General features: G+C 68.5%; 26 protein-coding genes. 8 read left to right on the top strand and 18 right to left on the bottom strand.

Going from position 1 to position 24743, the window contains the following annotated elements; all coding sequences use genetic code 11:
- Nucleotides 1–15 precede the first annotated feature (15 nt).
- Nucleotides 16–1128: a Gfo/Idh/MocA family protein gene (locus tag ACIOVG_RS15580; RefSeq protein WP_400875368.1), complete on the bottom strand. Its 1113-nt coding sequence runs from the start codon at nt 1126–1128 to the stop codon at nt 16–18.
- A 115-nt stretch (nt 1129–1243) separates the two neighbouring features.
- Here ACIOVG_RS15580 and ACIOVG_RS15585 point away from each other — a divergent pair, with 115 nt between their 5' ends.
- Complete coding sequence (locus tag ACIOVG_RS15585) at nt 1244–2440, top strand: ROK family protein (RefSeq protein ID WP_400875370.1); 1197 nt, start codon at nt 1244–1246, stop codon at nt 2438–2440.
- On the opposite strand, the gene ACIOVG_RS15590 is transcribed toward ACIOVG_RS15585, so the two are convergent.
- From ACIOVG_RS15590 to ACIOVG_RS15605, 4 genes are all read right to left on the bottom strand, one after another.
- A complete protein-coding gene (locus ACIOVG_RS15590; RefSeq protein WP_400875372.1) occupies nt 2441–3421 on the bottom strand; it encodes an epimerase in 981 nt (326 codons plus the stop codon).
- Nucleotides 3418–3801, bottom strand: a complete 384-nt coding sequence (locus ACIOVG_RS15595; RefSeq protein WP_400875375.1) for a PLDc N-terminal domain-containing protein — start codon at nt 3799–3801, stop codon at nt 3418–3420. Before ACIOVG_RS15595 ends, ACIOVG_RS15590 begins: the two co-directional genes overlap by 4 nt.
- 38 nt (nt 3802–3839) lie before the next feature.
- Nucleotides 3840–4769, bottom strand: coding sequence for an aldo/keto reductase family oxidoreductase (locus ACIOVG_RS15600; RefSeq protein ID WP_400875377.1), 930 nt, complete (start codon nt 4767–4769; stop codon nt 3840–3842).
- A gap of 101 nt (nt 4770–4870) precedes the next feature.
- The gene (locus ACIOVG_RS15605; RefSeq protein WP_400875380.1) at nt 4871–5107 is read right to left on the bottom strand and encodes a helix-turn-helix domain-containing protein; all 237 of its coding nucleotides are present in this window, start codon (nt 5105–5107) and stop codon (nt 4871–4873) included.
- 94 nt (nt 5108–5201) lie between these two features.
- Between ACIOVG_RS15605 and ACIOVG_RS15610 the strand changes: the two genes are divergently transcribed.
- The 3 genes from ACIOVG_RS15610 to ACIOVG_RS15620 are packed head-to-tail and all read left to right on the top strand — an operon-like array spanning nt 5202 to nt 6671.
- Entirely contained in the window at nt 5202–5579 is a 378-nt protein-coding gene (locus tag ACIOVG_RS15610; RefSeq protein ID WP_400875383.1) for an XRE family transcriptional regulator, read from the top strand.
- 7 nt (nt 5580–5586) lie between these two features.
- The gene (locus ACIOVG_RS15615; RefSeq protein ID WP_400875385.1) at nt 5587–6027 is read left to right on the top strand and encodes an ImmA/IrrE family metallo-endopeptidase; all 441 of its coding nucleotides are present in this window, start codon (nt 5587–5589) and stop codon (nt 6025–6027) included.
- A 41-nt stretch (nt 6028–6068) separates the two neighbouring features.
- On the top strand, nt 6069–6671 hold the full coding sequence (locus ACIOVG_RS15620; RefSeq protein WP_400876423.1) for a GNAT family N-acetyltransferase: 603 nt from the start codon (nt 6069–6071) through the stop codon (nt 6669–6671).
- Here ACIOVG_RS15620 and ACIOVG_RS15625 read toward each other — a convergent pair whose 3' ends face one another.
- The 12 genes from ACIOVG_RS15625 to ACIOVG_RS15680 all read right to left on the bottom strand — a co-directional run bounded on the left by ACIOVG_RS15625 (nt 6672) and on the right by ACIOVG_RS15680 (nt 19781).
- The gene (locus tag ACIOVG_RS15625; protein ID WP_400875388.1) at nt 6672–7766 is read right to left on the bottom strand and encodes a fatty acid desaturase family protein; all 1095 of its coding nucleotides are present in this window, start codon (nt 7764–7766) and stop codon (nt 6672–6674) included.
- A 29-nt stretch (nt 7767–7795) separates the two neighbouring features.
- Complete coding sequence (locus tag ACIOVG_RS15630) at nt 7796–8311, bottom strand: hypothetical protein (protein ID WP_400875390.1); 516 nt, start codon at nt 8309–8311, stop codon at nt 7796–7798.
- 92 nt (nt 8312–8403) lie between these two features.
- Nucleotides 8404–8634 carry a hypothetical protein gene (locus tag ACIOVG_RS15635; RefSeq protein WP_400875393.1) on the bottom strand — a complete coding sequence of 77 codons (231 nt, stop codon included), beginning with the start codon at nt 8632–8634 and terminating at the stop codon, nt 8404–8406.
- 59 nt (nt 8635–8693) lie between these two features.
- Nucleotides 8694–9455: a class I SAM-dependent methyltransferase gene (locus tag ACIOVG_RS15640; protein WP_400875396.1), complete on the bottom strand. Its 762-nt coding sequence runs from the start codon at nt 9453–9455 to the stop codon at nt 8694–8696.
- Between the two features lie 49 nt (nt 9456–9504).
- On the bottom strand, nt 9505–10524 hold the full coding sequence (locus ACIOVG_RS15645) for a hypothetical protein (protein ID WP_400875399.1): 1020 nt from the start codon (nt 10522–10524) through the stop codon (nt 9505–9507).
- Nucleotides 10525–10534: 10 nt separating this feature from the next.
- Nucleotides 10535–11962 carry a diaminopimelate decarboxylase gene (lysA, locus tag ACIOVG_RS15650; RefSeq protein WP_400875402.1) on the bottom strand — a complete coding sequence of 476 codons (1428 nt, stop codon included), beginning with the start codon at nt 11960–11962 and terminating at the stop codon, nt 10535–10537.
- A 66-nt stretch (nt 11963–12028) separates the two neighbouring features.
- Entirely contained in the window at nt 12029–13306 is a 1278-nt protein-coding gene (locus tag ACIOVG_RS15655) for an NAD(P)/FAD-dependent oxidoreductase (RefSeq protein ID WP_400875405.1), read from the bottom strand.
- Nucleotides 13303–14229: an LD-carboxypeptidase gene (locus tag ACIOVG_RS15660; RefSeq protein WP_400875408.1), complete on the bottom strand. Its 927-nt coding sequence runs from the start codon at nt 14227–14229 to the stop codon at nt 13303–13305. Before ACIOVG_RS15660 ends, ACIOVG_RS15655 begins: the two co-directional genes overlap by 4 nt.
- Nucleotides 14226–15956, bottom strand: a complete 1731-nt coding sequence (locus ACIOVG_RS15665) for an ATP-binding cassette domain-containing protein (RefSeq protein ID WP_400875410.1) — start codon at nt 15954–15956, stop codon at nt 14226–14228. The genes ACIOVG_RS15660 and ACIOVG_RS15665 overlap by 4 nt, the downstream gene beginning before the upstream one ends.
- Nucleotides 15953–16867, bottom strand: coding sequence for an ABC transporter permease (locus tag ACIOVG_RS15670; protein ID WP_400875414.1), 915 nt, complete (start codon nt 16865–16867; stop codon nt 15953–15955). The genes ACIOVG_RS15665 and ACIOVG_RS15670 overlap by 4 nt, the downstream gene beginning before the upstream one ends.
- Entirely contained in the window at nt 16864–17922 is a 1059-nt protein-coding gene (locus tag ACIOVG_RS15675; protein WP_400875417.1) for an ABC transporter permease, read from the bottom strand. The genes ACIOVG_RS15670 and ACIOVG_RS15675 overlap by 4 nt, the downstream gene beginning before the upstream one ends.
- A gap of 5 nt (nt 17923–17927) precedes the next feature.
- On the bottom strand, nt 17928–19781 hold the full coding sequence (locus tag ACIOVG_RS15680; protein WP_400875420.1) for an ABC transporter substrate-binding protein: 1854 nt from the start codon (nt 19779–19781) through the stop codon (nt 17928–17930).
- Between the two features lie 180 nt (nt 19782–19961).
- Between ACIOVG_RS15680 and ACIOVG_RS15685 the strand changes: the two genes are divergently transcribed.
- Genes ACIOVG_RS15685 through ACIOVG_RS15695 form a run of 3 tightly spaced genes read left to right on the top strand, consistent with a single transcriptional unit; the run spans nt 19962 to nt 23395 of the window.
- Nucleotides 19962–21296 (top strand): M20/M25/M40 family metallo-hydrolase, encoded by a 1335-nt coding sequence (locus tag ACIOVG_RS15685; protein ID WP_400875423.1) that lies wholly within the window; start codon nt 19962–19964, stop codon nt 21294–21296.
- The gene (locus tag ACIOVG_RS15690; RefSeq protein ID WP_400875426.1) at nt 21289–22725 is read left to right on the top strand and encodes a serine hydrolase domain-containing protein; all 1437 of its coding nucleotides are present in this window, start codon (nt 21289–21291) and stop codon (nt 22723–22725) included. Before ACIOVG_RS15685 ends, ACIOVG_RS15690 begins: the two co-directional genes overlap by 8 nt.
- Nucleotides 22715–23395 (top strand): MurR/RpiR family transcriptional regulator, encoded by a 681-nt coding sequence (locus ACIOVG_RS15695; RefSeq protein ID WP_400875429.1) that lies wholly within the window; start codon nt 22715–22717, stop codon nt 23393–23395. Before ACIOVG_RS15690 ends, ACIOVG_RS15695 begins: the two co-directional genes overlap by 11 nt.
- A gap of 8 nt (nt 23396–23403) precedes the next feature.
- On the opposite strand, the gene ACIOVG_RS15700 is transcribed toward ACIOVG_RS15695, so the two are convergent.
- Nucleotides 23404–23556 (bottom strand): hypothetical protein, encoded by a 153-nt coding sequence (locus ACIOVG_RS15700; protein WP_400875432.1) that lies wholly within the window; start codon nt 23554–23556, stop codon nt 23404–23406.
- Nucleotides 23557–23711: 155 nt separating this feature from the next.
- Between ACIOVG_RS15700 and ACIOVG_RS15705 the strand changes: the two genes are divergently transcribed.
- Entirely contained in the window at nt 23712–24710 is a 999-nt protein-coding gene (locus ACIOVG_RS15705; protein WP_400875435.1) for a hypothetical protein, read from the top strand.
- Nucleotides 24711–24743: the final 33 nt, after the last annotated feature.

Consider the following 24743-nt stretch of genomic DNA (forward strand, 5'->3'; position numbering starts at 1 on the left):
TCGATTCCTTCTCGCTCAAACCTGGTCGGGGGTGACGTCGACCCAGCGCTCTTCGCGCGCCGCGACCAGCACGGCCTCGGTGAGCTGCGCGGCGCGGACGCCGTCGACGAACGTGGGCAGGCCGTCGGGGGTCGGACCGGCGATGGCCGCATAGGCGTCGGCGACGAAGCCGTTGAACGCGTCCTGGTAGCCCTGCCCGTGACCGGCGGGAACCCGCGAGAACCGGGCGACGCCCTCATGGGCGAGCGCCGGGTCGCGGAACAGCTGCAGGTTGCCGGCCCGGTTGCCGATCCACAACTCCTCCGGACGCTCCTGGTCGAAGCGGATGCTGGACCGGGCGCCGTGCAGCTCGAGCGTGAGGGCGTTCTTGCGACCGGCCGCCATCTGCGAGATGAGCAGCGTGCCGATGGCGCCCGACTGCATCTCCACCAGGATCGACACCGCATCCTCGTTGGTCACGGTGTGGCCGCCGCGCTCGTCGTACACCCTCCGGGTGCGGGCGGTGAGGCGGATGATGCGCTCGCCGGCGACGAACTCGAGCAGGTCGCACAGGTGCGATCCGATGTCGGCGAACGCCCGCGAAGGACCTCCTTCGGCCGAGGTCGCGCGCCAGTCGTCGTCTTCGGGCAGCAGCATCCAGTCCTGCAGGTACCCGCAGTCGACCGTGAGCAGCGCGCCGATCTCGCCGGCGGCGACGCGGGCCCGCGCCTCGCGGACCATCGGGTGGTAGCGGTAGACGAACGGTACGGCGGCCAAGACTCCCCGCTCGGCAGCAGCGGCGGCGAGCGCCCGCGCCTCGGCGAGGGTCGTGGCGAGGGGCTTCTCGCAGATCACGTGCTTGCCGGCATCGATCACGCGCAGGGCGAGTGCGGTGTGCGTGGCGTTCGGGGTGCAGACGTGCACGATGTCGGCCTCGCCGCTGAGGAGCTCGTCGATGTCGCGCGCGGCGCGATCGATGCCGAGTTCCCGTGCTGCCTGTGCGGCGCGGTCGGGAGTGGAGCTGGCGAGGACGGCCGTGATGGCACCAGCTGCGCGTGCTGCGCGGCTGTGCACCTGGGCCATGAATCCTCCGCCGAGGAAGCCGGATCGGATCGTTCCGACCCCGGTGTCAGTGACGTCCGTTGTCATGCCGATGATTCTGACACACCTCGACACACTTTTGCTACCTTCTCGTCAGAAGTTTTCTTCCGATCGACGAATCTCGTTCCACGGAGATCGAAAAGGTCTGTGGTTTACTGACCCTATGAGCGACGCCGACCGCAGTTTCGGGGGCGCCTCGACCGGGGCCGGCGAGATCTTCCAGCTCCTTCTCGATGGCCATGCCCGCACCAAGGCCGACCTCGTGCATCTCACGGGGCTGGCACGATCCACCGTCTCGTCGCGCGTGGACGCCCTCCTCGCCTCCGGGCTCGTGATCCCCGCCGGCGAGGCGGCATCGACGGGCGGGCGCCCGCCCTCGCGCGTCGCCTTCAACCCGCGCGCGGGGCTCGTTCTCGCGGTCGACCTCGGCGCCTCGCATGCCACGGTCGCGATCTCCGACCTCGGCGGCCGCATCCTCGCCTCGACCACCCATGCGCTCGACATCGCGAGCGGACCGGTCGCCGTGCTCGACCACGTGGTCGCAGAGGGGCGCGGCCTCCTCGACGATGCATCCCTGCGGACGATCCCGGTCGTCGGCGTCGGGATCGGGGTACCCGGCCCTGTCGAGCACTCCTCGGGACGGCCCTACAACCCGCCCATCATGCCGGGGTGGGATCGCTTCGACATCCCCGCCTACGTGCAGCAGACCTTCGACGTCCCCGTGCTCGTCGACAACGACGTGAACGTCCTCGCCCTGGGCGAGCAGACCGCGAGCTTTCCCGAGACCACCGATCTGATCTTCGTCAAGGTCGCCACCGGCATCGGCGCCGGCATCATCGCCGGCGGCACACTGCAGCGCGGCGCGCAGGGCTCGGCGGGAGACATGGGACACGTGCGCGTCCCGCACTCCCCCGACTCGCCCCGCACGAGCGATGAGGACCGTGATCTGGAGGATCTCGCGAGCGGCAGCGCGATCGCGGCCGTCCTCCGCGCACAGGGCGCCGATGCCGAGACCAGCAACGACGTGGTCGAGCTCGTCCGATCCGGCAACCCCGCAGCGATCGAAGCACTGCGCCAGGCAGGGCGCGACGTCGGCGAGGTGCTCGCCACCGTCGTGAACCTGTTGAACCCCTCGGTCATCGTGCTCGGCGGCAGCATCGCCCGCGCCGGAGAGCACCTGCTCGCGGGCGTCCGCGAGGTCGTCTACCGGCGCTCGATCCCGCTTGCCACCCAGCATCTCGCGATCGTGCAGTCCCCGACCGGAGAGCGCGCCGCCGTGCTGGGCGCCGCGGTGCTGGTCGCGCGCGAAGTGCTCTCCCCCGCCAACGTCGATGCACGCGTGGCAGCGGCGGCGCGCTGATCAGCGCCTGCGCTGCTCCCACACGTCGCGGAGCGCGGGTTCCAGCTCGGGATACGCGAACTCGTAGCCCGCGGAAGAGAGCACGCCCGGCGCCACCCAGCGACTCTTGAGCACCAGCTCGGGCTCCTTGCGCAGCACCCACATCGCCGGCTCGAGCATGAACCGCCACGAGGGCAGACCGAACGGCATGCCGACCACGCGACGCAGCGTCGCCATGAGACCACGGTTGTCGGTCTGCGTCGGCGCCGAGAAGTTGACCGGCCCCTCGATGGACGGATCGTCGCGGATGAACCGCACCGCCCCCACGAGGTCGTCGATGTGGATCCAGCTGAACTTCTGGCGCCCTTTCGACCGTTTGCCGAGCGGCTGTTCGGGTTCGGTCGGATGCGGACCGATCCCCCGGTAGCGGCGGTGGGGGAACCACCATCCGTCGTGCTGAGTGCCGCCGATCCCCCAGCGGGCGAGGCGGAAGAAGAGGTCGGTCGCGGCACCGTCGCCGAGCACGATCGTGATGCGCATCGCGACGCGTCGCGTGCCGGGGAGCTCGCCGCGGAACAGCTCGTCCTCCCACGCGCGCGCGACATCCGGCGAGAAGCCGGTGTCGAACTCGGTGTCCGCTTCGGTCTGCGCGCGGTCGAGCGCATAGCGGTAGATGGTGGCGCTGCTGGCGTTCATCCAGAGGGCCGGTGGGTTCTCGGCCTTCGCCACGGCGTCGTGCAGTGCCCGTGTGGTGTCCAGGCGCGAGCTCAGGAACTCCTCGCGATTCGCATCCGTGAAGCGGCAGTCGATCGCCTTGCCCGCCAGTCCGATCAGCAGATCCGCGCCATCGACGAGACGCAGGATCGCGTGCGGATCATCCCAGCGCGCGTCCGGCCCGTTCCGCCCGATCACGCTGACCTGGTAGCCGTCCGCCTCGAGAGCCTTCTTGAGGGCGGAGCCGAGAAAGCCCGAGCCCCCGCCGAGCACCGCACGCCGGGTCATGCGCCGACCTGGCCCTGACCGTCGGACTCACGCCTTCGCTTCTCGATCTCCTGACGCAGCCGCCACTCCTCGATCTCGCGGTCGAGATCCGCGATCTGCTGCTCGGTGGTCCGCGTGTCCCTGGGCGGCGCCGGCGCAGGGCGCACATCGGCAGGCGCCGCACGCGGAGCGCGTCGCATCCGCGGGATGGCGATGCCCTCGCCGCCGTACTCCCTGCCGAGCCCGAACCAGAGAAGGCTTCCGATCAGCGGCAGCAGGATGACGATGATGATCCAGACCATCTTGGGCAGGAACTTCACCTGAGAGTCGTCGCGGGTGATGATGTCGATCAGCGCGCCGATCATCAGGGCGATGACGAGGATCGAGATCAGGAACGACATGTGTTCAGGGTAGACGACGATTGCGCTGCACGGTCGGGTTACGGCAGCAGATGCCCCGCCGCCCGGAACAGCTCGTACCACTCGGCCCTGGTGAGCTCGATATCGGCGCCCGCCGCCGCATCCTGCACACGCTGGGGAGTCGTGGTACCGAGCACGACCTGCATCTTCGCAGGATGCCGGGTGATCCACGCCGTCGCGATCGCGATCGGCGTGACACCGTACGAGGCAGCCAACCGATCGATCACCGTGTTCAGCTCTGCGTACTCCGGATTGCCGAGGAAGACCCCGGTGAAGAAGCCGCCCTGGAACGGCGACCATGCCTGGATCGTGATGCCGTTGATGCGGCAGTACTCCACGATCCCCCCGCCGTCGCGGACGATGCTCTGATCGGAGCCCGCCATGTTCGCCGCGATCGGCTGCGCGATGATCGGCGCGTGTGTGACGGAGAGCTGCAGCTGATTGGCCACGAGAGGCTGCCGCACGGCCGTGCGGAGCAGGTCGATCTGGCGCGGCGTGTGGTTGGAGACGCCGAACGCCCGCACCTTGCCGGATGCTTCGAGTTCGTCGAACGCCTTGGCGACCTCCTCGGGTTCGACCAGTGCGTCCGGGCGGTGCAGCAGCAGCACGTCGATGCGGTCGGTGCGCAGTGCCTGCAGAGACCCCTCGACCTGCGCCGTGATGTGCTCGTACGAGAAGTCGAACATGCCCTGGGCCGGCACGATGCCGCACTTGGTCTGCAGCACGATCTCATCGCGCTCGGCTGCACTCAACTGCAGGGCACCAGCGAACCGGGTCTCGCAGTGGTGCATGCTGCCGCCGTAGATGTCGGCGTGGTCGAAGAAGTCGATCCCGGCATCACGCGCCGCCCGGTAGAGCGTGCGGATGTGCGCGTCGTCCTTGTCGTCGATGCGCATCATCCCCGCGATGACGGCAGGAGCGGTGGTGGGTCCGAAGGGCACGGTCTTCATCCCGCCACGATACCCCCGGCCTTCCGGCGCGCGGCGCGGCTCGAACGACATGCCGGTCGGGGATGACTGCCCCAGCAGCGCCCCCGACCGACACGCCTTCCCTATGAATCCGCGCTGGTGTCCCGAGGGGAGGGTACGAGCGCGGCAGGTGAGAGGTCCAGCGCCAGCGCGATGTCGGCGAGCTCGGTGATCGTGAAGTCCGAGCGCCCCTGCATCCTGCGCCGCAGCGTGGAGTAGGCGATCCCTGAGTGTTCCGACAGCCAGCGCCGGGAACGCCCCGCCCTGCCGAGGTGCGCGGCGATCGCCTCTGCCACCAAACGTCGATCTTCTGTCGTCACACGGAGACACTATCCCCCCATCTGGCGACGCGCAAGCACATTCAGGGCCAGCATGACAGCATATTGGTTACGGGGCAGTGCTATCGTGACACGTGTGAAGACACTCTCCGATGAGTTCAACGCCGCCGTCGGACGCCAGCTGCGAGCCGAGATCGCGGCCGCAGGGAGCAGTATCGCGGCGATGGCGCGCGACATCGCGATCGCCCGCAGCGCTCTCGACAACTACGTCACCGGCAAGCGTGCCATCCCCGTCCCTGTGCTGTACGCCGTGTGCGCGAGGGTACAGGTCGCACCCCATCTCGTGCTCGCCAGAGCCGAAGAGCGGTTGAGCGCCGACAGTGCGCAGGGAACCGGCGTCCTGACCCCGTTCCGTCGCCGGACCGATGTCGCAGGCACCGACGACAATATCCCCGAAGTCGCCTTCGGCTCCTCCGTCGGACACGAGCGCGACACCGACGACCTGTACCAGTAGGAGCATCATGGACCACCTCCTCCGACTCGTCGAGGAGAGTGGCCTCCGACTGGTGGAGCGCTCTGGTCCCACCAGGGGTGGGTACGACCACTCCGCCATGACCATCCGTCTCGCGCCGGGAATGAGCGTGCGCACCGCGACGAGCGTGCTCGCGCACGAACTCGGGCACGCGGCGCTCGGCCACACGGTGTCGACGCACCCGGAGGCCCGCGCCCGCCAGGAGCGTCGGGCGGATGAATGGGCGGCACGACTGCTCATCTCGCCCGCCGCGTATGCCGCAGCCGAGGCGCTCCGCGGCCCGCATCGCGCGAGCCTGGCCTTCGAGCTCGGAGTCACCGTCGAACTGGTCGAGGCCTATCAGCGGATGCTGCAGCGGATCGGCGAGAGCGTCTACGTCGCGCCGCGCATGGGCGCCGGTCAATGGGCGCATCGCGTCGCCGCAGAATGACCTGCCGACCGCGAAGACCGCGAACTGGTTGAATGGCGGACATGGGATTCCTCGTCGCCCCCTCCGCCGTCACCCTGACCGGAGACCTGGTCGAACTCCGACCCCTCGAGCTCTCGCATCGCGATGCCCTGATCGAAGCCGTACAGGAGGGTGATCTCTGGAAGACCGCGTGGTACACCTCGGTTCCGGCGCCCGACGGCGTCGAGACGGAGATCGCGCGGCGCATCGCCCTGCGCGAGGCCGGCGAGATGATCCCGTTCACCGCCGTCGGCGCCTCAGGGCAGGTGCTCGGAATGACCTCGTACTACGACATCGATGCCGACGTCCCGCGGCTGCACATCGGCTACACCTGGAACCGGCCGTCGGCGCACGGCACGGGCACGAACGCCGAGTCCAAGCTGCTCCTCCTGCAGCACGCCTTCGAGACGCTGGGGGTCTTCCGCGTCGGCCTCACCACCCAGTGGGTCAACTTCCAGTCCCGAGCGGCCATCGAGCGGCTCGGGGCGAAACAGGACGGCGTGATGCGCGCCATCTCCCGCTACCGCAACGGCGCCCTGCGCGACAGCGTCGAGTTCTCCATCATCGAACCGGAGTGGCCCGCGGTGAAGGCGAACCTCGACGCCCGGTTGGCGAAGCGCCGCTGATCACACGGTCAGGGCGCTGCGCTGCTCGATCAGGGGACACGAGAAGACGTCGCGTTCCCCGAGCCCGACGCGGTTGATGTAGCGGACCACGATCACGTACGACGCGAACAGGCCGGTCTGCGTGTAGAGCACGTCGTGGTCCCGGCAGTACGCCGCGATCACGGGAGCTGCCCGGCGCAGGTGCGGCCGCGGCATCGACGGGAACAGATGATGCTCGATCTGGTAGTTCAGGCCGCCCATCGCGACGTCGAGCAGACGGCTCCCCCGGATGTTGCGGCTCATCAGCACCTGGCGGCGCAGGAAGTCGATGGCCATGTCACGCGGCACCACGGGCATCCCCTTGTGATTCGGAGCGAAGGCGACGCCCATGTAGAACCCGAAGAGCCCCAGCTGGACCGCGAGGAACACGAAAGCGATGCCAGGGGACAGCACGAGGAACACCAGCACCAGGTAGCCGATCATCCGCACGCTCAGGAAGACGATCTCGACCCCGCGTCGCTCCAGCCGCCCGCGGGTGAGGACCCTGCGCACGCTCGAGGCGTGCAGGGAGATGCCCTCGAGGAACAGGATCGGGAAGAACAGCAGCCCCTGATGCCCGCGGAGCCAGCTGATGGTCGGGCCGCGGTGCTTCAGCGCCGTCTCCGTGGTCACCGCGATCACCGGAAGCTCGATGTCGGGATCCGCGCCCAGCTTGTTGGGGTTCGCGTGGTGACGCGTGTGCTTGTGCTGCCACCATCCGTAGCTCATACCCACCAGCAGATCGCCGAGGATCAGGCTGATCCAGTCGTTCCAGCGGCCGGAGACGAAGATCTGACGATGCGCGGCGTCGTGGCCGAGGAAGGCGATCTGGGTGAACAGGATCGCGAGCGCCGCGGCGGTGAACAGCTGCCACCACGTGTCGCCGATCCAGATGAATGCCAGCACGCACGCAGCGAGGATGAGCGGGGCTGCGACCAGCTTGGTCCAGTAGTAGCCGTAGCGACGACGCAGGAGCCCGAGCCCACGGACCTGCTGCGCCAACTCGGTGAACGTGCTCGATGCACGGGACGCGCTTTCACGCGGACGTGTGCGGACGGTCGGACGGATGTCGCCCATGATGACCTCTTCTCCGACGGGTCGCCCGCTCAGCGGGAGGCGCCGCCCTCTTCCACCCAGTCGTCGATGCGCGCGTCGTCATCGACGGCGGCGGGCACTGCACGGCGGGTGAAGACCACCGATTCCGCGAGGGCGGCGACGGATGCCGCACGGACCTGTTCGCGGTCGGAGGCGTCCTGGTAGCGATGCGCGGCGATCTCACGGTCGGCCAGAAGGTCGGCACTGATCGTCGCGAGTCGTTCCGCGATGACGGCAGCGAGGCCGTCACGGAGCTCTTCCAGGTTGGTGTTCGCGATCTCCAGACGACGATCCGCGACGCGGAGTTCGACGGTCGGGTATCCGTTCGCGGACAGGTGGGCGCGCATCTCGCTGCCCTGGATCGCGGCGACCTCGTCACGATCCGTCTTGCGCGTGAACACCGCTTCCACGGTGTAGCGGTCTGGTGCGTCCTCCGTCAGCAGCGTCGCAGGAAGCGAGCCGATCAGGACGTTCTCCAGACCCAGCATGTCGGGGCTCGGCCCCGCGATTTTCAGTTGTGCGTTCATACACCGACGTTACGCCTGCAAGCTGTACGCCTCACAGGCTGGAGATCCGGTGCGCGCGTCGGAATCAGGCGCACCGGTGCGGGCGGCGAATGTCAGTCCGTGGCCTTGCCCGCCCAGTTGTTCGAGCGCTTGGTGGCCGTACCGCCCTGACGCATCATGAACGCGAGCGAGAGGGTCGTGAGCAGGAGACCACCGCAGAAGATGATCGCCTGGAAGTCCTCGAGCGTCTGCGCCAGACCCATGAGGTAGATGCCTCCGAGGAAGAGGATCATGAAGAAGATGAAGCTGAGGATCACGGGGTCTCCTGTCGTAGCGGCCGTCATCCAGGATACCGTCGACCGCGCGACCCGCCTGCCGCCCCGCGATGAGCGCAGGATTTCGGCTACGGCTTGGTGGCGTAGATACGGAACCTGCGCTGAGTGACGACGATGGGAGCCGCCGCGTTCAGCTCGAGGAGCCGCTCGGCATGCGGTGGGACGGCGAATCCGGGCGCATCCCAGGGGACGAGGCCGATGTAGGTCACGAGCGCGAGAGCATCCAGGAACTGCATCGATCCCTCCCAACGGTCGGCGTCGTCGATCCGCATCCCTGCGTCCCGAAGGGCCTGCGAATGAGCCTCCAGCGTGACATCGGGGTAGAGGTACTCGCCTCCGAACCACTCATGGATCTCAGGTGCGTCGAAGCCGTCCACCTGCTGGGTCAGGAACCGTCCGCCGGGGACCAGAATCCGAGCGATCTCGGTCGGGTCATAGGACTCGTGACGAGACATCACCAGGTCCTGGCTCTGGTCGGGAAGGTCGAGCGGATCGCCCGCCTCCGAGTCGTACGGCAGCACCGCCACGTGGCGGGGCGCGAGGCGTGCTCGCGCTTCGGGCACGTTGGGCGCCCATCCCTCCGTCGCGACGATCCGTGGTGGGCGCGCGGACTCTCGCGCCAAGGAATCGAGAAGTGCGGACAGCCGCTCACCGCCGCCGGTTCCCAGATCGACGGCCCCGATACGCGAGTGGCGCAGCGACTGCAGACAGTCGGCCTCGAAATCCCACCAGGGGCTCTCCGAGATCAGCGCACCATCCAGCCGCGAGAAATCCCATCCGACCATCGTCGCGTCGGCATGTGCGGCCATGAGGCGTTCGAGCAGGGTCACACGGCGAGTCTGGCACGCCGAGGACGACCGTGACAGAGGCGCCCCGATCTCAGCCCTGCCCCGGAGATCGGGTGAAGACGGTGACGTCGCGACGCCGCGCGTGCTGCTGCGTCATACCGGCGAGCTCGAGACGACGGAAGACGCGGCGCGGCAGCGGGGGCAGTTCGGCGGTGAGACCCCGCGGCGGTCTCGCGAGCCCGGCGATCAGGGACAGATCCACGCCGTCGCCCTGCACCTCGATGCGCGCATAGTCGCTGCGGGTGCGCCAGACGAGCCGCTCCAGCCGTCGGAACGGGATCACGTGGATCGACTCCCCCACCGTCACGCGCAGTTCGTCGTTGCCGAATGCCACCCGGCAGGACTCGGTTCGGCGACGCAGCACGCCCGTGAACACGAGATACGCGGGCAATGCGATCAGCACGCCCACCAGGATGATCGTGAAGCGCGCGCCCATGCGCAGCACCACATCGTCGAACGCGATCACCAGCGCGGTGCCGCCCAGGCCGAAGACCACGACGATCACGATGATCGCCGCGGTGAGCGCGCGCATGCGGAGCGGGATGCCGGGGAAGCGCACACCCGACCCGTCGCCGATCTCCTCGCGCTCCCACTCCGGCGTCACCGGCACGGGTCGCTTCTTCGTCTCACGCTGCGTCATGACGTCGGTGACGCGTGAGAGCAGGCCGAGCCAGATCCACCCGGCCGCGGGGATCGCCGCGAGCCGCCCCACGACCGCACCGGCCCGCACCGCCTCCGGCAGCGAGTCCACGAGGTCATTCCCGTACTCGACGGTGAACGCGATGGCCGCACCGAGCATGACGGCGACACCGGCGTGCAGGAACACGCCGTTGCGCGCGGGCACCATCCGCATCGTCGCGTTCACGAAGGCGAAGCCGAAGCACCAGCCGCCGACCAGCATCAGCAGGAACGGGAAGAAGCTCAGGTCGTCCCCGGCCAGCGTCCAGACGAACGCGGCGAGAAGCAGCACCGCACCCCAGATCAGCGGGTTGCGGATCAGACGCCGCCTCACGGTGCGACGCACCTGGACGTCGAGGACGGAGTCGGTCATCGCAGCAATCCTAGGCCGTGGGCGGATCCCCTTCTGGTCGCCAGGACACGTTCTTCGCCAGCAGATCGTCCTCGGTCTCGCCGTGCACGATGAGTCGCGCTCCGCGTCCGGAGACGGCGACGATCGGCGGGCGAGGGAGGTGGTTGTAGTTGCTCGCGAGCGACCAGCAATACGCTCCGGTGGCAGCGACGACGAGGGTGTCGCCCGCGCGCACGTCCCCGGGGAGCACATCGCGGTGCACGACGATGTCGCCGGCTTCGCAGTGCTTGCCCACGACGCGCACGAGGGCCGGGTCGGCTCCACTGGTCCGATTGGCGATGCGGACCTGGTAGTCGGCACCGTACAGTGCCGGCCGCGCGTTGTCGCTCATCCCTCCGTCGACGCTGACGTACAGCCGTTCGCTGTGCCCGAGGTCGGCGGGGGCGGCCGCATCGCTCCCCGCGAGAGGCACCGGCTTGGTGGTCCCGACCGTGTAGAGCGTGACTCCGGCCGGGCCGATCACGATGCGTCCCGGCTCGAAGGCCAGGTGCGGCACCGGCACCTCGAACTCGCGTGCGCCGTCGGCGACCATGTCGGCCAGCTCGCGCGCGACATCGGCGAGTGCGGGCACGTCCTCGGCCTGCGCGCTCGTGTAGGCGATGCCGAAGCCACCGCCCAGGTTGAGCTCGGGGATCGAGTGTCCGGCGAGCCGCGCCAACTCCGGGTAGACCGCCATCAGTCGACGCGCGGATTCCCGGAACCCGTCTGCGGCGAAGATCTGCGACCCGATATGGCAGTGGAGTCCGACGAACTCGAGGCTGTCGTGAGCGAGGATCGCGGCGACCAGGCGTGGAGCGTCGCTCAGGGGCTGCCCGAACTTCTGATCTTCGTGCGCAGTTGCGAGGTAGTCGTGAGTCGAGGCGTGCACACCGCTGTTCACCCGCAGTCGGACCCGCTGCCTGATCCCTGCTGCGCGCGCCGCCGCGGCGACGCGCTCCGTCTCGATCTCGCTGTCGATGACGATCGTGCCGACACCTGCGCCGACGGCCCGACCGATCTCCTGCTCCGACTTGTTGTTGCCGTGGAATCCGATACGGGACGGATCCACCCCTGCGGCGAGCGCCACAGCGAGCTCGCCACCGCTGGCGACGTCGACAGCCAGCCCCTCCTCCGACATCCACCGCGCCACGTCGATGCACAGGAGCGCCTTACCCGCGTAATACACGGTCGCCGTCGTGCCGATCCGCTCCGCCTCAGCCTCGAGCGCCACGCGGATCGTACGCGCACGGGCCCTGGCGACATCCTCATCGAGCACGTAGAGGGGCGAGCCGTACTGCGAAATCAACGTGGACGCGCTCACCACTCCGAGGCGGAGTTCGCCCGTCTCAGGATCGCGCCGAGCTGTCGGCGGAAAGACCCGCTGATCGAGCTCGTTCGGATCGGACACGTCGGTCGTCATCGTTACCTGTCTTTCTTGTGCTGGCGAGTCCGACCGGCGAGCCGGTCGGTTCGGACGGATCACCGGTCAGCGGTCGAGCGCGAACGGACGAAGGTCCAGTCGTGAGCCCTCGATCCGGGGACTCCGCCCGGCGACCAGCGCCCCGAGCACTTCGCCGGTCACCGGCCCCAACGAGAGCCCGTGCATGTTGTGCCCCGCGGCCACGAGTATCTCCGGCCTTCCCGCCGGTGAACCCAACAGCGGCATGCCGTCGGCGGTCATCGGGCGGGCGCCGACCCACTCCTCAGTGCGCCCGTCCCAGTCGGCGCCGACGATCAGCCCTCTGGCAGCGTTCGTGAGGACGTCGAGGCGGGCGGGGTGGAACGCATCGGGACGCTCGTCGAACTCCATCATCCCGACCACGCGCAGACGATCGTGCATCGGGATCACCACGCAGTGCCTGTCGATGGAATGCACGAGCTGACGGGGCATCCGTTCGACCGGCACCGTATAGCTGTACCCCTTGCCCGACACGATGCGCATGGCTCGTATCCCCGAGCGACGCAGGATCGGCGACGTCCAGGCTCCGGCGGCGACGATCACACGGTCGCCGGCGATCGTGGACTCGTTCCCTTCCGCATCCCGGCACATCACGAAGGCGCCATCGGCGAGCCGCAGGGCACTGAGCCCGGTGCGCACGTCCGCGCCCTGCTGAACGATCCTCCTGGCAAGGCTGGCGACGAAGGTGACGGGGTCGAGATAGCGCTCTGCGGGCAGCAGGAACCCCGCCGCGATCCCCGGCGCCACCGTCGGCTCGTAGTCGCGCAGCTCCTCGCCGCGCATGATCGCACCCGGCGCCGTCCCCCATCCCTCCGATGCGCGTTCGCGATAGCGCTGGTGTGCCGCGACCAGCTCCCGCTCGTCGGTGCAGGTCATCAGATACCCGCTGCCACCGCCGGACGTGTCGATGCCGTCGTCGGCCATGCGGTCGAGGGCGGGGAGGATCGCCGAGGAGAACTGTGCGAGCGCCCGCGTGGCATGAGCCCGACGCCGACGCGTCGAGGAGAGCAGGAAGCCCAGCCCGAACGCAGCGAGCTGGGGCAGTCGCGTCGGCGCGATGGACAGATACGACGACGACGAGAGGACGCCGCTCACCACATCACGCGCCGTGTGCGGCGATGCGAGCGGAGCGACCTGCTGCGGCGTCAGCTCCCCCGCATTGCCCGTCGCAGCCCCGGCTCCGAGACGATCACGCTCGACGATCGTCACCCGATGTCCGTCCCGCAGCAGTGCGTAGGCGGCGCACAAGCCGATGATGCCCCCGCCGATGATCACCACGTGCTGACGTCGACCGTCGATGCTCACAGGAAGAGTTCGATCCGCGGTTGACCGGCATCGGCCACGATCCGCGCCGGAACGCCCAGCGGCACGCTGTCGACACCGGGACCATGCCCGAAGGGAAGGCCCCAGATGAGCGGGATGCCGAGCGGCGCGAGGAGTTCTTCGGCGAGAGCACGGATCTCCGGCAGCGGCCCGCACTCGTGCCAGGTGCCGAGCGCGATTCCGACGGCCCCGTCGAAGTACCCCGATCGCAGGAGGGAGACCAGGAAGCCGTCCACCCGGTAGGTCTTCTCCTCCACGTCTTCGAGCAGGACGATCTTCCCGGCGGCCCGGGAACCGGACTCATGCGACCCCGTGGTCATGGCGAGCAGACTCAGGTTGCCGCCCGTGAGCGTGCCTTCGGCCATCCCCTCCACGATCGCCTCCGCACCAGGGGCCAGCAGGGTGCGGTTCGCCGCTTTCGTGAACAGAGAGCGGTGCAATGCGGTCAGATTCCCCGGATCGCTCATGAGGTCGTTCGTCCCGAGCATGGGAGCGAACAGGGTGGGTACTCCGAGCTCGCGCTCCCAGAACTCGTGCAGTCCGGTGATGTCCGACGACCCGACGAGCATCTTGGGACGCGCCGCTCGCAATCGCGGCACGTCGAGGTGATCCAGGATCCGCACCGCCCCGTAGCCGCCGCACAGGCAGAGCACGGCCGTGACCGAGTCGTCCGTCCAGGCGTGCATCAGGTCGGCCGCACGAGCGACGTCCGTGCCGGCGAGATACGTGCCGGCCCGCGGGTGCGTATCGCGCACGTGCGCACCGAGCACCGGCTCCAGATCCCACTTCGCGAGCAGGTCCAGCGCCTCCGTCAGGCGCTCTTCGGAGATCGCGCTCGACGGCGCGACCACCGCGACCCGATCGCCGTGCCGCACCGGTCCGGGCAGGGTGGCCGCCCCGTTCATCGGGCGCCTCCGGTCGGGCGCTCGCGCAGCTCCCGCGACGGTACCACGGCGAGCAGACGTTTCGTGTACTCGTGCTGCGGGTCCAGGAGCACCTCTTCCACGGTTCCGTGCTCGATGATCCTGCCGCGGTACATCACGGCGACGCGGTCGGCGATGTTCCAGGCCAACCCCAGGTCGTGGGTGATGACGAGGGCCCCCAGACCCCGCTCGCACCGCAGTCTCAGCAGCAGCGCGAGCACGCCGGCGCGGACCGAGGCGTCCAGGCTCGCGACGGGTTCGTCGGCGACCAGGAACTCGGGGCCGAGGGCGAGAGCTCCCGCGATCACCACCCGCTGGCGCTGCCCTCCGGAGAGCTCCTGCGGGATCGCCTGGAAGTACTTCTCCGGCGGAGTCAGCTCGGCATCCACGAGGGCCTGCGCCACGATGTCGCGCTCCTCGCCCGACTGGTGATGCAGCCGCGGTCCCTCGGCGACGGCCTCGTACACGGACTGCTTCGGGTTCAGCGCGGCGGACGGATCCTGCAGAACGAACTGCACCCGCGAGCGATACTCCTTGAGCGCCTTCCGTCGCGTCGACAGCGGGCGCCCCCGGTACATCACGTCGCCGCTGGTCGGCTGCTGGAGTCCGAGGATCGTGCGCGCGAGCGTGGTCTTGCCCGATCCGGACTGACCGACGAGCGCGATGATCTCGCCCGGCCGGCAGGTGAGGTCCACGTCGTCGACGGCGACGTGCCCCCGGTCGCCTCTGCCGAAGGAGACGCTCACGCCCCGGACGGCGATCACGGCATCCGTCAGCGAGAGCAGCCCGGTCGGCGTGGCGGAGATCTCGCTCTGCTCCGGGGCCGGACGCGAGCCTGGACCGTTCGGACCGGGTGCCTCCGGCGACGTGTACGTCGGAAGCGACAGCCGCGACGACCAGTCGCCGATGGTCGGGAATGCCGCGGCGAGCGCCCGGGTGTGCGGATGCTGCGGATTCGACATGACCTCTGCCGACGGCCCCTCCTCTACGATCCTGCCCTGCTGCATCACGACGATGCGCTCGCAGGTGGACGCGAGGACGGAGAGATCGTGGCTGATCATGATCAGAGACAGGCCGCGTTCGCGGACCATCTGCTTCAGCAGGTTCAGGATCTGGTCCTGCACGATCACGTCGAGAGCGGTCGTCGGCTCATCCGCGATGATGATCTCCGGCTCGCACGCGAGAGCGAGGGCGATCATGACTCGTTGCTTCTGCCCGCCGGAGAGTTCATGGGGATACGACCGCGCTTTGGACTTCGGCAGATCGACCTGCTGCAACAGCTCGACGACGCGTCGGTCCTGCTCTGCGCGCTCACGGTACTTCGTCCTGCTGCCGGTCGCGTGCAGCACCAGGGCCTCGACGATCTGATCGCCCACCCGCTGCACGGGGTTGAGCGAGTGCATCGCCCCCTGGAACACGATCGCCGCCTCGGTCCAGCGGACCGCGCGAAGACGCCCCCATCCCATCTCGGCGACGGACTCCTCGCCGAGCAGGATGCGCCCGTCGATCCGGGCGTTGCGCGGCAGCAGGCGGAGCACGCTCATCGCGAGCGTGGACTTGCCGCACCCCGACTCGCCGGCGAGGCCGATCGTCGCTCCCTCCGGCACGTCGAGAGTGACGCCGCGCACCGCTTCCACGGTGCCACGGCCTCCCTGCTCGAAAGTGGAGTAGCTGATCCGGACATCCTCGAACTTCAGACTGGGCATCATCGACCTCGCAACGTCGGGTTCACAACAGCTTCGAATGCACGGCCCGCGAGCGTGAACGCCAACACGACGAGCACGATGGCCAGGCCGGGCGGGAGCAGATACCACCAGTACCCGGCGGTCGCAGCTCCCGTGTCCAGCGCGAGCTTCAGCATCGAGCCCCAGGAGATGGTCGAGGGATCGCCGAGGCCCAGGAACGCCAGGGTGGATTCGGAGATGATCGCCGATCCGACCGTGAGCGTCGTGTTCGCGAGCACCAACGGCAGGACCGCGGGAAGCACGTGCTTCCACAGGATGTGTCCGTCTCCGGCGCCGAGAGCCCAGGATCGTTCGATGTATCCTCGGGACTCCACGGTGAGCGTCTGCGAGCGCACCAGCCGCGCGGTCGAGGCCCAGGAGGTGACACCGATCGCGACGATGATGGTCGTCACCCCGGCACCGAGGACGCTCGAGAGGACGATCGCGAGCACGAGCGACGGCACGACCAGGAAGAAGTCGACGATCCGCAGCAGAACCGCCTGCGTCGGGCCACGGAAGTGCCCGGAGGCCATTCCGACGGCCGTGCCGATCACCATCGAGACGAGCGTCGCCGCGAAGCCGACCAGCAGCGATGCCCGCGCGCCCCACACCAGCATCGCGAGCACGCTGCGACCCGACGGATCGGTGCCGAGCGGGAGCCCGGGGCTGGGAGGGGCGTTCAGCGGATTGTCGATCTTCGTGACGTCCAGCATCTCTGCCGGGAACAGCACGGGCGCGAGGGCCGCCAACGCGATCACGATGATCAGGATGACGAGACCGATGACGCCGGATCGGTGGGTTCGGAACTCGCGCCAGACCTCTGCGAGTCGGGCGCGGCGCCGTGCCGCGGCGACACTGCGTGCGGTGGGGCGCGGGGAATCGAGGATCTGAGTCATGCGGTACGCAGCCTTGGGTCGAGAACGCGGTAGACCAGGTCCGCGATGAAGTTCATCGCGATGACGATGGCGGAGAAGACCACGAACGTCCCCTGCAGCACGGGGAAGTCGGGAGCGCTGAGCGCCTGGAAGGTGAGATAGCCGAGCCCCGGCCACGAGAAGACGGTCTCCACGGACACGCCACCGCTGATGAGGCCGCCGATCGCGAGGAAGATCAGGGTGACCGTCGGCAGCAGCGCATTCGGGACGGCGTGCACACGACGAACGCGATCCTCGTTCAGGCCTTTCGCTCGGGCGGTGACGAGGTAGTCGGCCGTCATCTCCTCGAGCAGCGAGGCACGCATGACCAGGAGGTACTGCGCGTAGACGACGGCGGCCATGGTGATCGCCGGCAGGACGAGGTGGCGTGCGACATCGAGCACGGCGGCGATCCCCTCCAGGTCGGCGCCCGCCGTCACCATTCCCCCGGTGGGGAACCAGTGCAGTGTGCCGGCGAACAGGAGCAGCAGGAGCAGTCCGAACCAGAAGGTGGGCACCGACCACAGGGTCAGCGCGATCCCGGTGTGCACGCGATCGAAGAGGCTGCCCCGTCGCCACGCGGCCCGTTGTCCGAGCCACAGCCCGAGCGCGAGCGAGATCGCGAAAGCCGTGCCGGTGAGCAGGAGGGTCGGTCCCATCCGATCCAGGATCAGCTGGGAGACGTCTTCGTTGTTCGTGTAGGAGTAACCGAGATCTCCCCGGAGCAAGTCCGTGAGGTAGCGCCAGAACTGGGCGGGGAGCGGTTGATCGAGTCCCAGCTCACGGCGGATGGCCTCCAGCTGGTCGACGCTCACGCGACGGCCATGCGTCAGGGAGCGCACCGGGTCTCCCGGCAGGATCCGGAACGCGAAGAAACCGAGGACGATCACCATCAGCAACGAGATGAGCGCCCCTCCGGCCTTGCCGAGCGCATAGCGCGCCCAGGAGGTTCCCCGGCGCGGCTCGTCGATGTCGACGGCCGGCACCCCGGAGGGGACGAGATCATCGCCCCCTCCGGTCACCACACGGTTGCTCATGCGGACTACTCCCGGTCGCCGGCCTGCGCGCGGCGACGACTCAGGACGATCCCGCCGCCCACGAGCGCTACAGCGGCGATGCCCCCCGCGATCCACCACCCGGTCGCTCCGCCATCGGCAGCTGCGCCGTCCTCGGTTCCGGCGGCAGCCACCGGCGTCAGCGAGTAGACACCCCACGGCCCGTTCTGACGGAGCAGCACCCCGCCCTCGGCCGGCTGCAGCTGCGCGTCGGTGAAGCGGTCGGAGCGGTACGCCTGGAAGCGCGCGTCGAAGAACATCACGTTGTTGACCGCTGCGTCGTACTTCAGCTGCTGCATCTCCAGGATGAGCGCGGCGCGCTTCTCGGGGTCGGTCTCGGAGTGCTGCTGCGCGTAGAGCTCGTCGAACGCAGGATCGCACCAGTTCGACTCGCTGGTCGCCCCGGATCCATCCGCGTTGGGTCGCGAGCTGCAGAGGTTGATCGACATCATGAAGTCGGGGTCAGGACCCATCCCCCATCCGGTGAAGTACATGTCGTAGCGCCCGAGCACCGACTCGTCGTTGACCTGCGCGTCCGAGAGCATCGAGACGGTGGTCGTGATGCCGATCTCCTCCAGCCACGGGCCGATGAAGTCGGCCGCCTGCTGGCTGTTCGAGCTCGAGGAACGTCCCATGATGCGCAACTCGATCGGGTTGCCCGACTTGTCCAGACGCACGCCGTCTGCGCCACGCGCGTAACCGGCCTCATCGAGCATCCGATTCGCCTCGTCCGGGTCGTAGGCGAGCGGGAGATCCTCCGGCGCGATGTTCCAGTGGAAAGTCGGGTAACGCGGGGGCACCGTGCCCGTGCCCGGATCGCCGAGACCCTGCAGGATCTTGGCGCGCAAGGTCTCGTTGTCGATCGCGCGCACGATGGCCTGGCGCACGACCTTGTCGTGCAGCACCGGGTTGCCGTCGCCGAGGTCGTTCCCGTCGATGTCCTTCGCGCCCGGATTGATGGCGAGGGCGGAGAACGAGTTGCCCTTCGCGGAGATCGTCGTGATGCCCTCCGCTCCCTCGAGCGAGTCGAACTGCGCGATCGTGAGACCGTCGACCAGATCGACCTCTCCGGTCTTGAGCGCCTGGACAGCGGCATCCGAACTCTTGTACGGAACCCAGACGAGCGAGTCGATCTTCGCTTCGCCATGCCGGTAGTGCGGGTTCGCCGTCATCGTGACGCCGCCGGTCTTCGACGACTCGGTGATGATGAACGGGCCGGAACCCACGGTGTCCGCGTCGTTCTCGTAGGCGGCAGGATCATCGAGTCCGGCCCACACGTGGCTCGGGACGATCGGCAGGTCGGCACCGGGATTCGGGGCCTGCGGGTTCTCCATCGTCATGACGACGGTCAGCTCATCCGGAGCCTCGATGCTCGCGATGTTCTCGACGAGCGATCCCTTGGCCATCTTGAGCGCATCGTCGTCCTGGATCGCCTCGATCGTCCAGATCACGTCTTCGGCGACGATCGGCTCGCCATCCGACCACACCGCGTCCGGCTCGAGATGGAACGTCCATTGGGTCGCATCAGCGTTCGACTCCCATGACTCGGCGATCGCGGGGTACTCGCTGTTGTCCTCTGCAGCCCAGGCGACGAGGGGCTCGTACTGATACATCAGGATCGAATCGCTGGTGGAGAGCACGGAGAGGAACGGATTCAACGTCTCGACGTCGCCGGTGAGCGAGATCCGCGCCTGCACGTCGCCCTCGTCCGCTGCGGCCGCTCCCGCACCCGCGACCGTGCCGCCGATCACGATCGCTCCGGCTCCGATCAGCGCCAGGCATCGGCGACTCGTGCGGACGGATCGTCTTCCCCGACCATCCCAGTGTGACTGCATCAACATCCACTCCTTCGTGTTATGTCTCGTAAGTGTGAGCGCGTGAGGAATACAGACTCCGTCGACCCGGTCGAACTCTAACCAGATAGCGGGCGAGGATGACGAAGTTCCCTCACTTATGGGGGGTCACGTGCGATGTCGTTTGCGTTTTTATGATTCATAAGACGGAACGTACTAAGGAGTCTCATGTCGCATCCGAGCACCGCATCACGGCTGAGCGCCGCAGAGCTGTGCGCCCGACTGATCCGTTTCGACACGTCGAACTACGGAGACGGGCGCAGTGCGGGCGAGCACGACATCGCGTCGTGGATCCACAGCGCGCTGAAACATGCCGGTTACTCCGCGCAGATCGTCGGCCCGGAAGCGACCAGGGCCTCCGTGGTGCTGCGGGTGCCCGGCGTAGATCGCACGCTTCCCGCTCTGCTCGTCCATGCGCACACCGACGTGGTCCCCGTCGAGCCGTCGCAGTGGACGGTGCCCGCGTTCGCGGGTCACATCGCTGATGGCTATGTCTGGGGCCGCGGAGCCACCGACATGAAGGACATGGTCGCGAGCATCCTGCGAACGCTGCTGAACTGGGCGGAGCAGGACATCCGTCCGCAGCGCGACATCGTGGTGGCCTTCGTGGCGGACGAGGAGTCCGGGGGCGAGCACGGAGCCCTGTGGCTCGTCCAGAACATGCCGGAGCTCTTCACCGGCGTCGAGGTCGCGATCGGGGAGTCCGGGGGCGACGCGACCGAGCTCATGGCGAACGACGGCACGCCGCTGCGGGTCTATCCCATCGCCACCGGGGAACGCGGAACGCTGCAACTGCGCGTCCGTGCACGAGGGATCGGAGGTCACGGATCACGTCCGCAGGCGGACCAGGCCCTCACCCGTGTCATCGACACCTGCCAGCGCATCAACGCCTATCACTGGCCGCTTCGCCTCACCGACACCGTCAGGGAGTACATCGCGACCATCGACCGCGCGCTCGGCAATGAGCCCGACCTGGACACCGACGCCGGCATCGCGGCGTCGATCCGCCGCCTGGGGCCCGCCGGCGAGGTCGCGGAGGCCATCACCCGCTGCACCGCGACGACGACCGTGCTCAACGCGGGCGTCAAGGTGAACGTCATCCCCGCGTCCGCAGAAGCGCAGCTCGACGTGCGGTGCCTGCCCGGCACCGAGGACGACGTCGTGGCGACACTCGTGGATCTGATCGGTGACGATGTGGAGTGGGAGTTCCTCTCCCGCTGCTCGCCTGTGACCGCCCCCTACCCCTCGCATTGGTTCGACGCGATGCGCGCGGCGATCCTCACTCAGGATCCCGGGGCAGTCACTCCCCCGGTCTGGCTGGGCGGCGGCACGGATGCGAAGGCCTTCTCCGAACTCGGCATCGCCTGCTACGGCTTCGCCCCGCTGATGGCGGACAGCGGAGGGCGCCATCCCGGCGGCGCACACGGAGCGGACGAGCGGAACCCCGTGGAGGCGATCGATGGCGGTCAGCGGGTGCTCGAGCAGTTCCTGACGCATGTCTGAGCCGGCCACGGCGGTCGACCCCCTGCTCGCGCGTCTCACCGGCGCGCGTGTCGAGGCAGGTCGGAGTCCCGCTGCCGTGCTGGCGGCGGACTGCGCGGGACAGCGGAAGGCGGGCGGCTCCGGTGACGCCGGCGACGGATCGGTGCCGGACCTCGACACCGTCTTCCGCATCGCGTCGTGCACGAAGTCCTTCACCGCGGCTCGAGCGCTGCAGTTGCGCGATGCCGGTCTGCTCGATCTCGATCGGCCCATCGCCGAGATGCTCCCGCGGATGCCGGAGTTCGAGATCCCCGGAGAAGCCGCTTCACCTCCCACACCGCGGATGCTGCTGACCATGTCGGCGGGGCTGCCGACCGACGACGCCTGGGCGGACAGACAGGAGTCCATGCCGAGGGCGGAGTTCGATGCACTGCTGAGCCGAGGCATCAGGTTCACCCGCGCGCCCGGGCTCGGCTACGAGTATGCGAACCTCGGATGGGCGATCCTCGGACGGGCGCTGGAGCATCTGGACGGGCGCCGGCTGCAGGAGCAGATCGAGAACGAGCTCCTGGATCCACTGGGGCTCACCGGCGTGCGGTTCTCCCCTCCGCCGGGCCGGCGCATCGCGATCGGATACGCCCGGCACGACGGGTCCTGGCAGGCGCAGGCCGTCACGGCGCCGGGCACCTTCTCGGCAATCGGAGGGCTCTTCGCGTCGTGCGCAGACATCCTGGTCTGGGCACGGTGGCTGGCGCGCGCTTTCGCCGACGGACACAGCGACACGGATCCCGTGCTCTCGGCAGCGAGTCGCCGCGAGATGCAACAGCTGCATCGGGCCATCCCCGGGGGTGACGGCGAAGTCGCCCGCGGCTACGGGTACGGCCTCATCGTGGAGCACTCCGCAGCGCAGGGGCGTGTGGTCTCGCACTCCGGTGGCTATCCGGGCTTCTCCGCGCACATGCGCTGGAGTGCGGACCACTCGGTCGCGGTCTGCGGATTCGAGAACGCGGGCTACTCCGGCGTGCACGAGATCGTGCGTCCCGCGTTCGACGCCGCCGTCGCCGACGCGGTGAGCGCGGCACGGTCGGCTCCTCTCCCGGAGCCGTGGTCCGAGACCCGAGCCGCGGTTGCCCGGATCTCGGAGCTGGTGAGTGATCATGGGAACATGACGTTGTGGGACCGCGCGGGCAGTGACCTGTTCGACGACTGTGTCGCGCTCGACGCCTCCCTGCCGGAGCGCAGGTCGCTGTTGTCCCGCATCATCGACGACGTCGGCGGTCCGCTGATCCATGGGCCTGCGTCCTTCCCGACGCCCGCGCGCGCGACCTGGCGAGCGTTCGGGTCATCCGGCGCGTTCGACATCTCCCTGCAGCTGAGGCCGTCGGAACCTCCGCTGATCCAGAGATGGGACATCGCCATGATCACCTCGGAGGACACTCGTGTCTCCTAGCGCAGCGCCGGACGAGTCCGCGCCCGGACGGAAGGCGCAAGCGCGGAGAAGCGCGTCTCTCCTCAAGTCCCGCCTGCTCAAGGAGGAGCAGACCGCCTTCGACGACGCCCTGCACTCGTTCGCGACGAACCCCGCGTTCGAGCGCATGTCGGCCATCATCGCGCGCAGCCGTCGCCGCTTCGTTCTGGGGCGCGGCGACGCTCAGGAGTACGCCATGCTGCTGAGCGCATCGCTCAAGACCAGCTTCAGCCAGGTGTTCCTGGTCGCGCCTCCGGGACTCGACCACCTCGACCTGCTCGCGGATGTGCGCACGGGCGATGTGCTGATCGCCATCTGCAATCGCCCGTACCGGCGAGACACGGTGGAGATCGGCCGACTCTACGTCGCGGCCGGCGGCACCCTGATGCTGCTGACCGACAGCGCCGACTCGCCTCTGAGCGCGTTCGCCTCGGAGCAGATCATCGTGGAGCACGCCACGCGCGATGTGCAGGTCGATGCCACCGCCGTCGTCCTCGCCACTCGTCTGCTCGCGCGCCTGGCGTCGGCCAGCTCGAAGGGCGCCGTGCGACGAGCGCAGGAGCGAGAGCGGCTCGGCGATCTGCTCGACCTCTACGAACCCGACATGCGCTGGGTCGGTCGCGGACAGCAGCCGGGCGGGGCGACGCCGTAGCGCGGGAATCAGCCTCCCGAGGGGTTCTCGAGCGGCTTGCCGTCGTCGTCGGTCGTCTCGCGCTCGAGGATCTCGTCGGTGCTATCGGGCGCACCGCCCGATGCGGTGTCGGCCTCTTCGTCAGGACCGGGAGTCCCCTGCGTGTTCTTCGGATCGCTCATGATTCTCTCCTTGGTTCGGTCCGGCGAGGCTACGTGCCCCGGGGCACGGCGGCGAAGGGGGTTGACGTGGGTCGTCGGGGGCGAGTTCTCGACGGATCGACTCAGGAATCGCGAGGGCCGATGCGGTCGACTCGACACGGGTGTAGGTTGCGGAGATGGAGCCGATCCGAGTGGGCCTCGTGGCCGACCCGGCTTCGCCCACGGCGGTGGCGCGTCGGATGACCGACCTCACGCCGCCGCTCGCCGCTCGCGCCGACGACTGGATCATCGAACTCGTCAGCGAGCCGTTCACGCTCGGATCTGAAGACGTCGACGTCGCGCTGGGACGGCTCCGTACGCACGCGGTTCAGAAGCGGTGGGATCTCGTCATCGGCGTCACCGAGCTTCCACTTCGCGATGACGACGGTCGCTACCTGCTGGCGGCGATCGATCCTCGCCGCCGATCCGCTGTGCTGTCGTTGCCCGCGCTGGGCGGTTTCCGGGTGCAGACCCGCGCCCGCCGCGCGGTACGAGGGCTCGTCGACGGGATGGCCGAACCGGCCGTGTCCGACGAACAGCGCCTGCCGCTCCCCCGGCTCAGTGCCCGAGGGCGCGTGCTTCTGGGCATGGTGCTGGCCAACCGTCCCTGGCTGCTGGCGGCAGGACTCAAGTCCGCACTGGTCGCGGCACTGGCGACCGGCGCGGTGGCGACGATCGAGCCGACGGTGTGGTCGCTCGCCATCTCACTGTCTGGTTGGCGTCTGGCGGCGGCCACGTTGGCCTCCATCACGATCATCATCGCCTGGATCGTGATCGACGGCAGGCTCTGGGACCGCCCCGACGACAGCTCTCCTGCGGCGCGTGAGAGATCCCGTCTCTACAACACCTCGACGCTGCTGACTCTGACCATCGGCATCATCATCTGCTATCTGGCTCTGTACGTCGTGAACCTGGCCTGGGCGCTCTTCGTGCTCGACACGTCGGTGATGAGCGAGTCCCTCGGCAGAGCCGTCGGAACCGGTGATCTGTTCGTGCTCAGCTGGTTCGTCGCGTCGGCGGCGACACTCGGCGGGGCGCTGGGCACGGGTCTGGAGTCCGACGATGCGATCCGCGCCGCCACGTACTCGAAGCGCGAAGAGGAGCGACGCGCACGCCTGGCTGATGAGCGCGTCTGAATCGGCGATGCACGAGGGCGCTTCGTAGAACGG

Origin of the sequence: Microbacterium sp. NPDC087591 (assembly GCF_044743625.1) — a bacterium.
Lineage (GTDB): Bacteria > Actinomycetota > Actinomycetes > Actinomycetales > Microbacteriaceae > Microbacterium.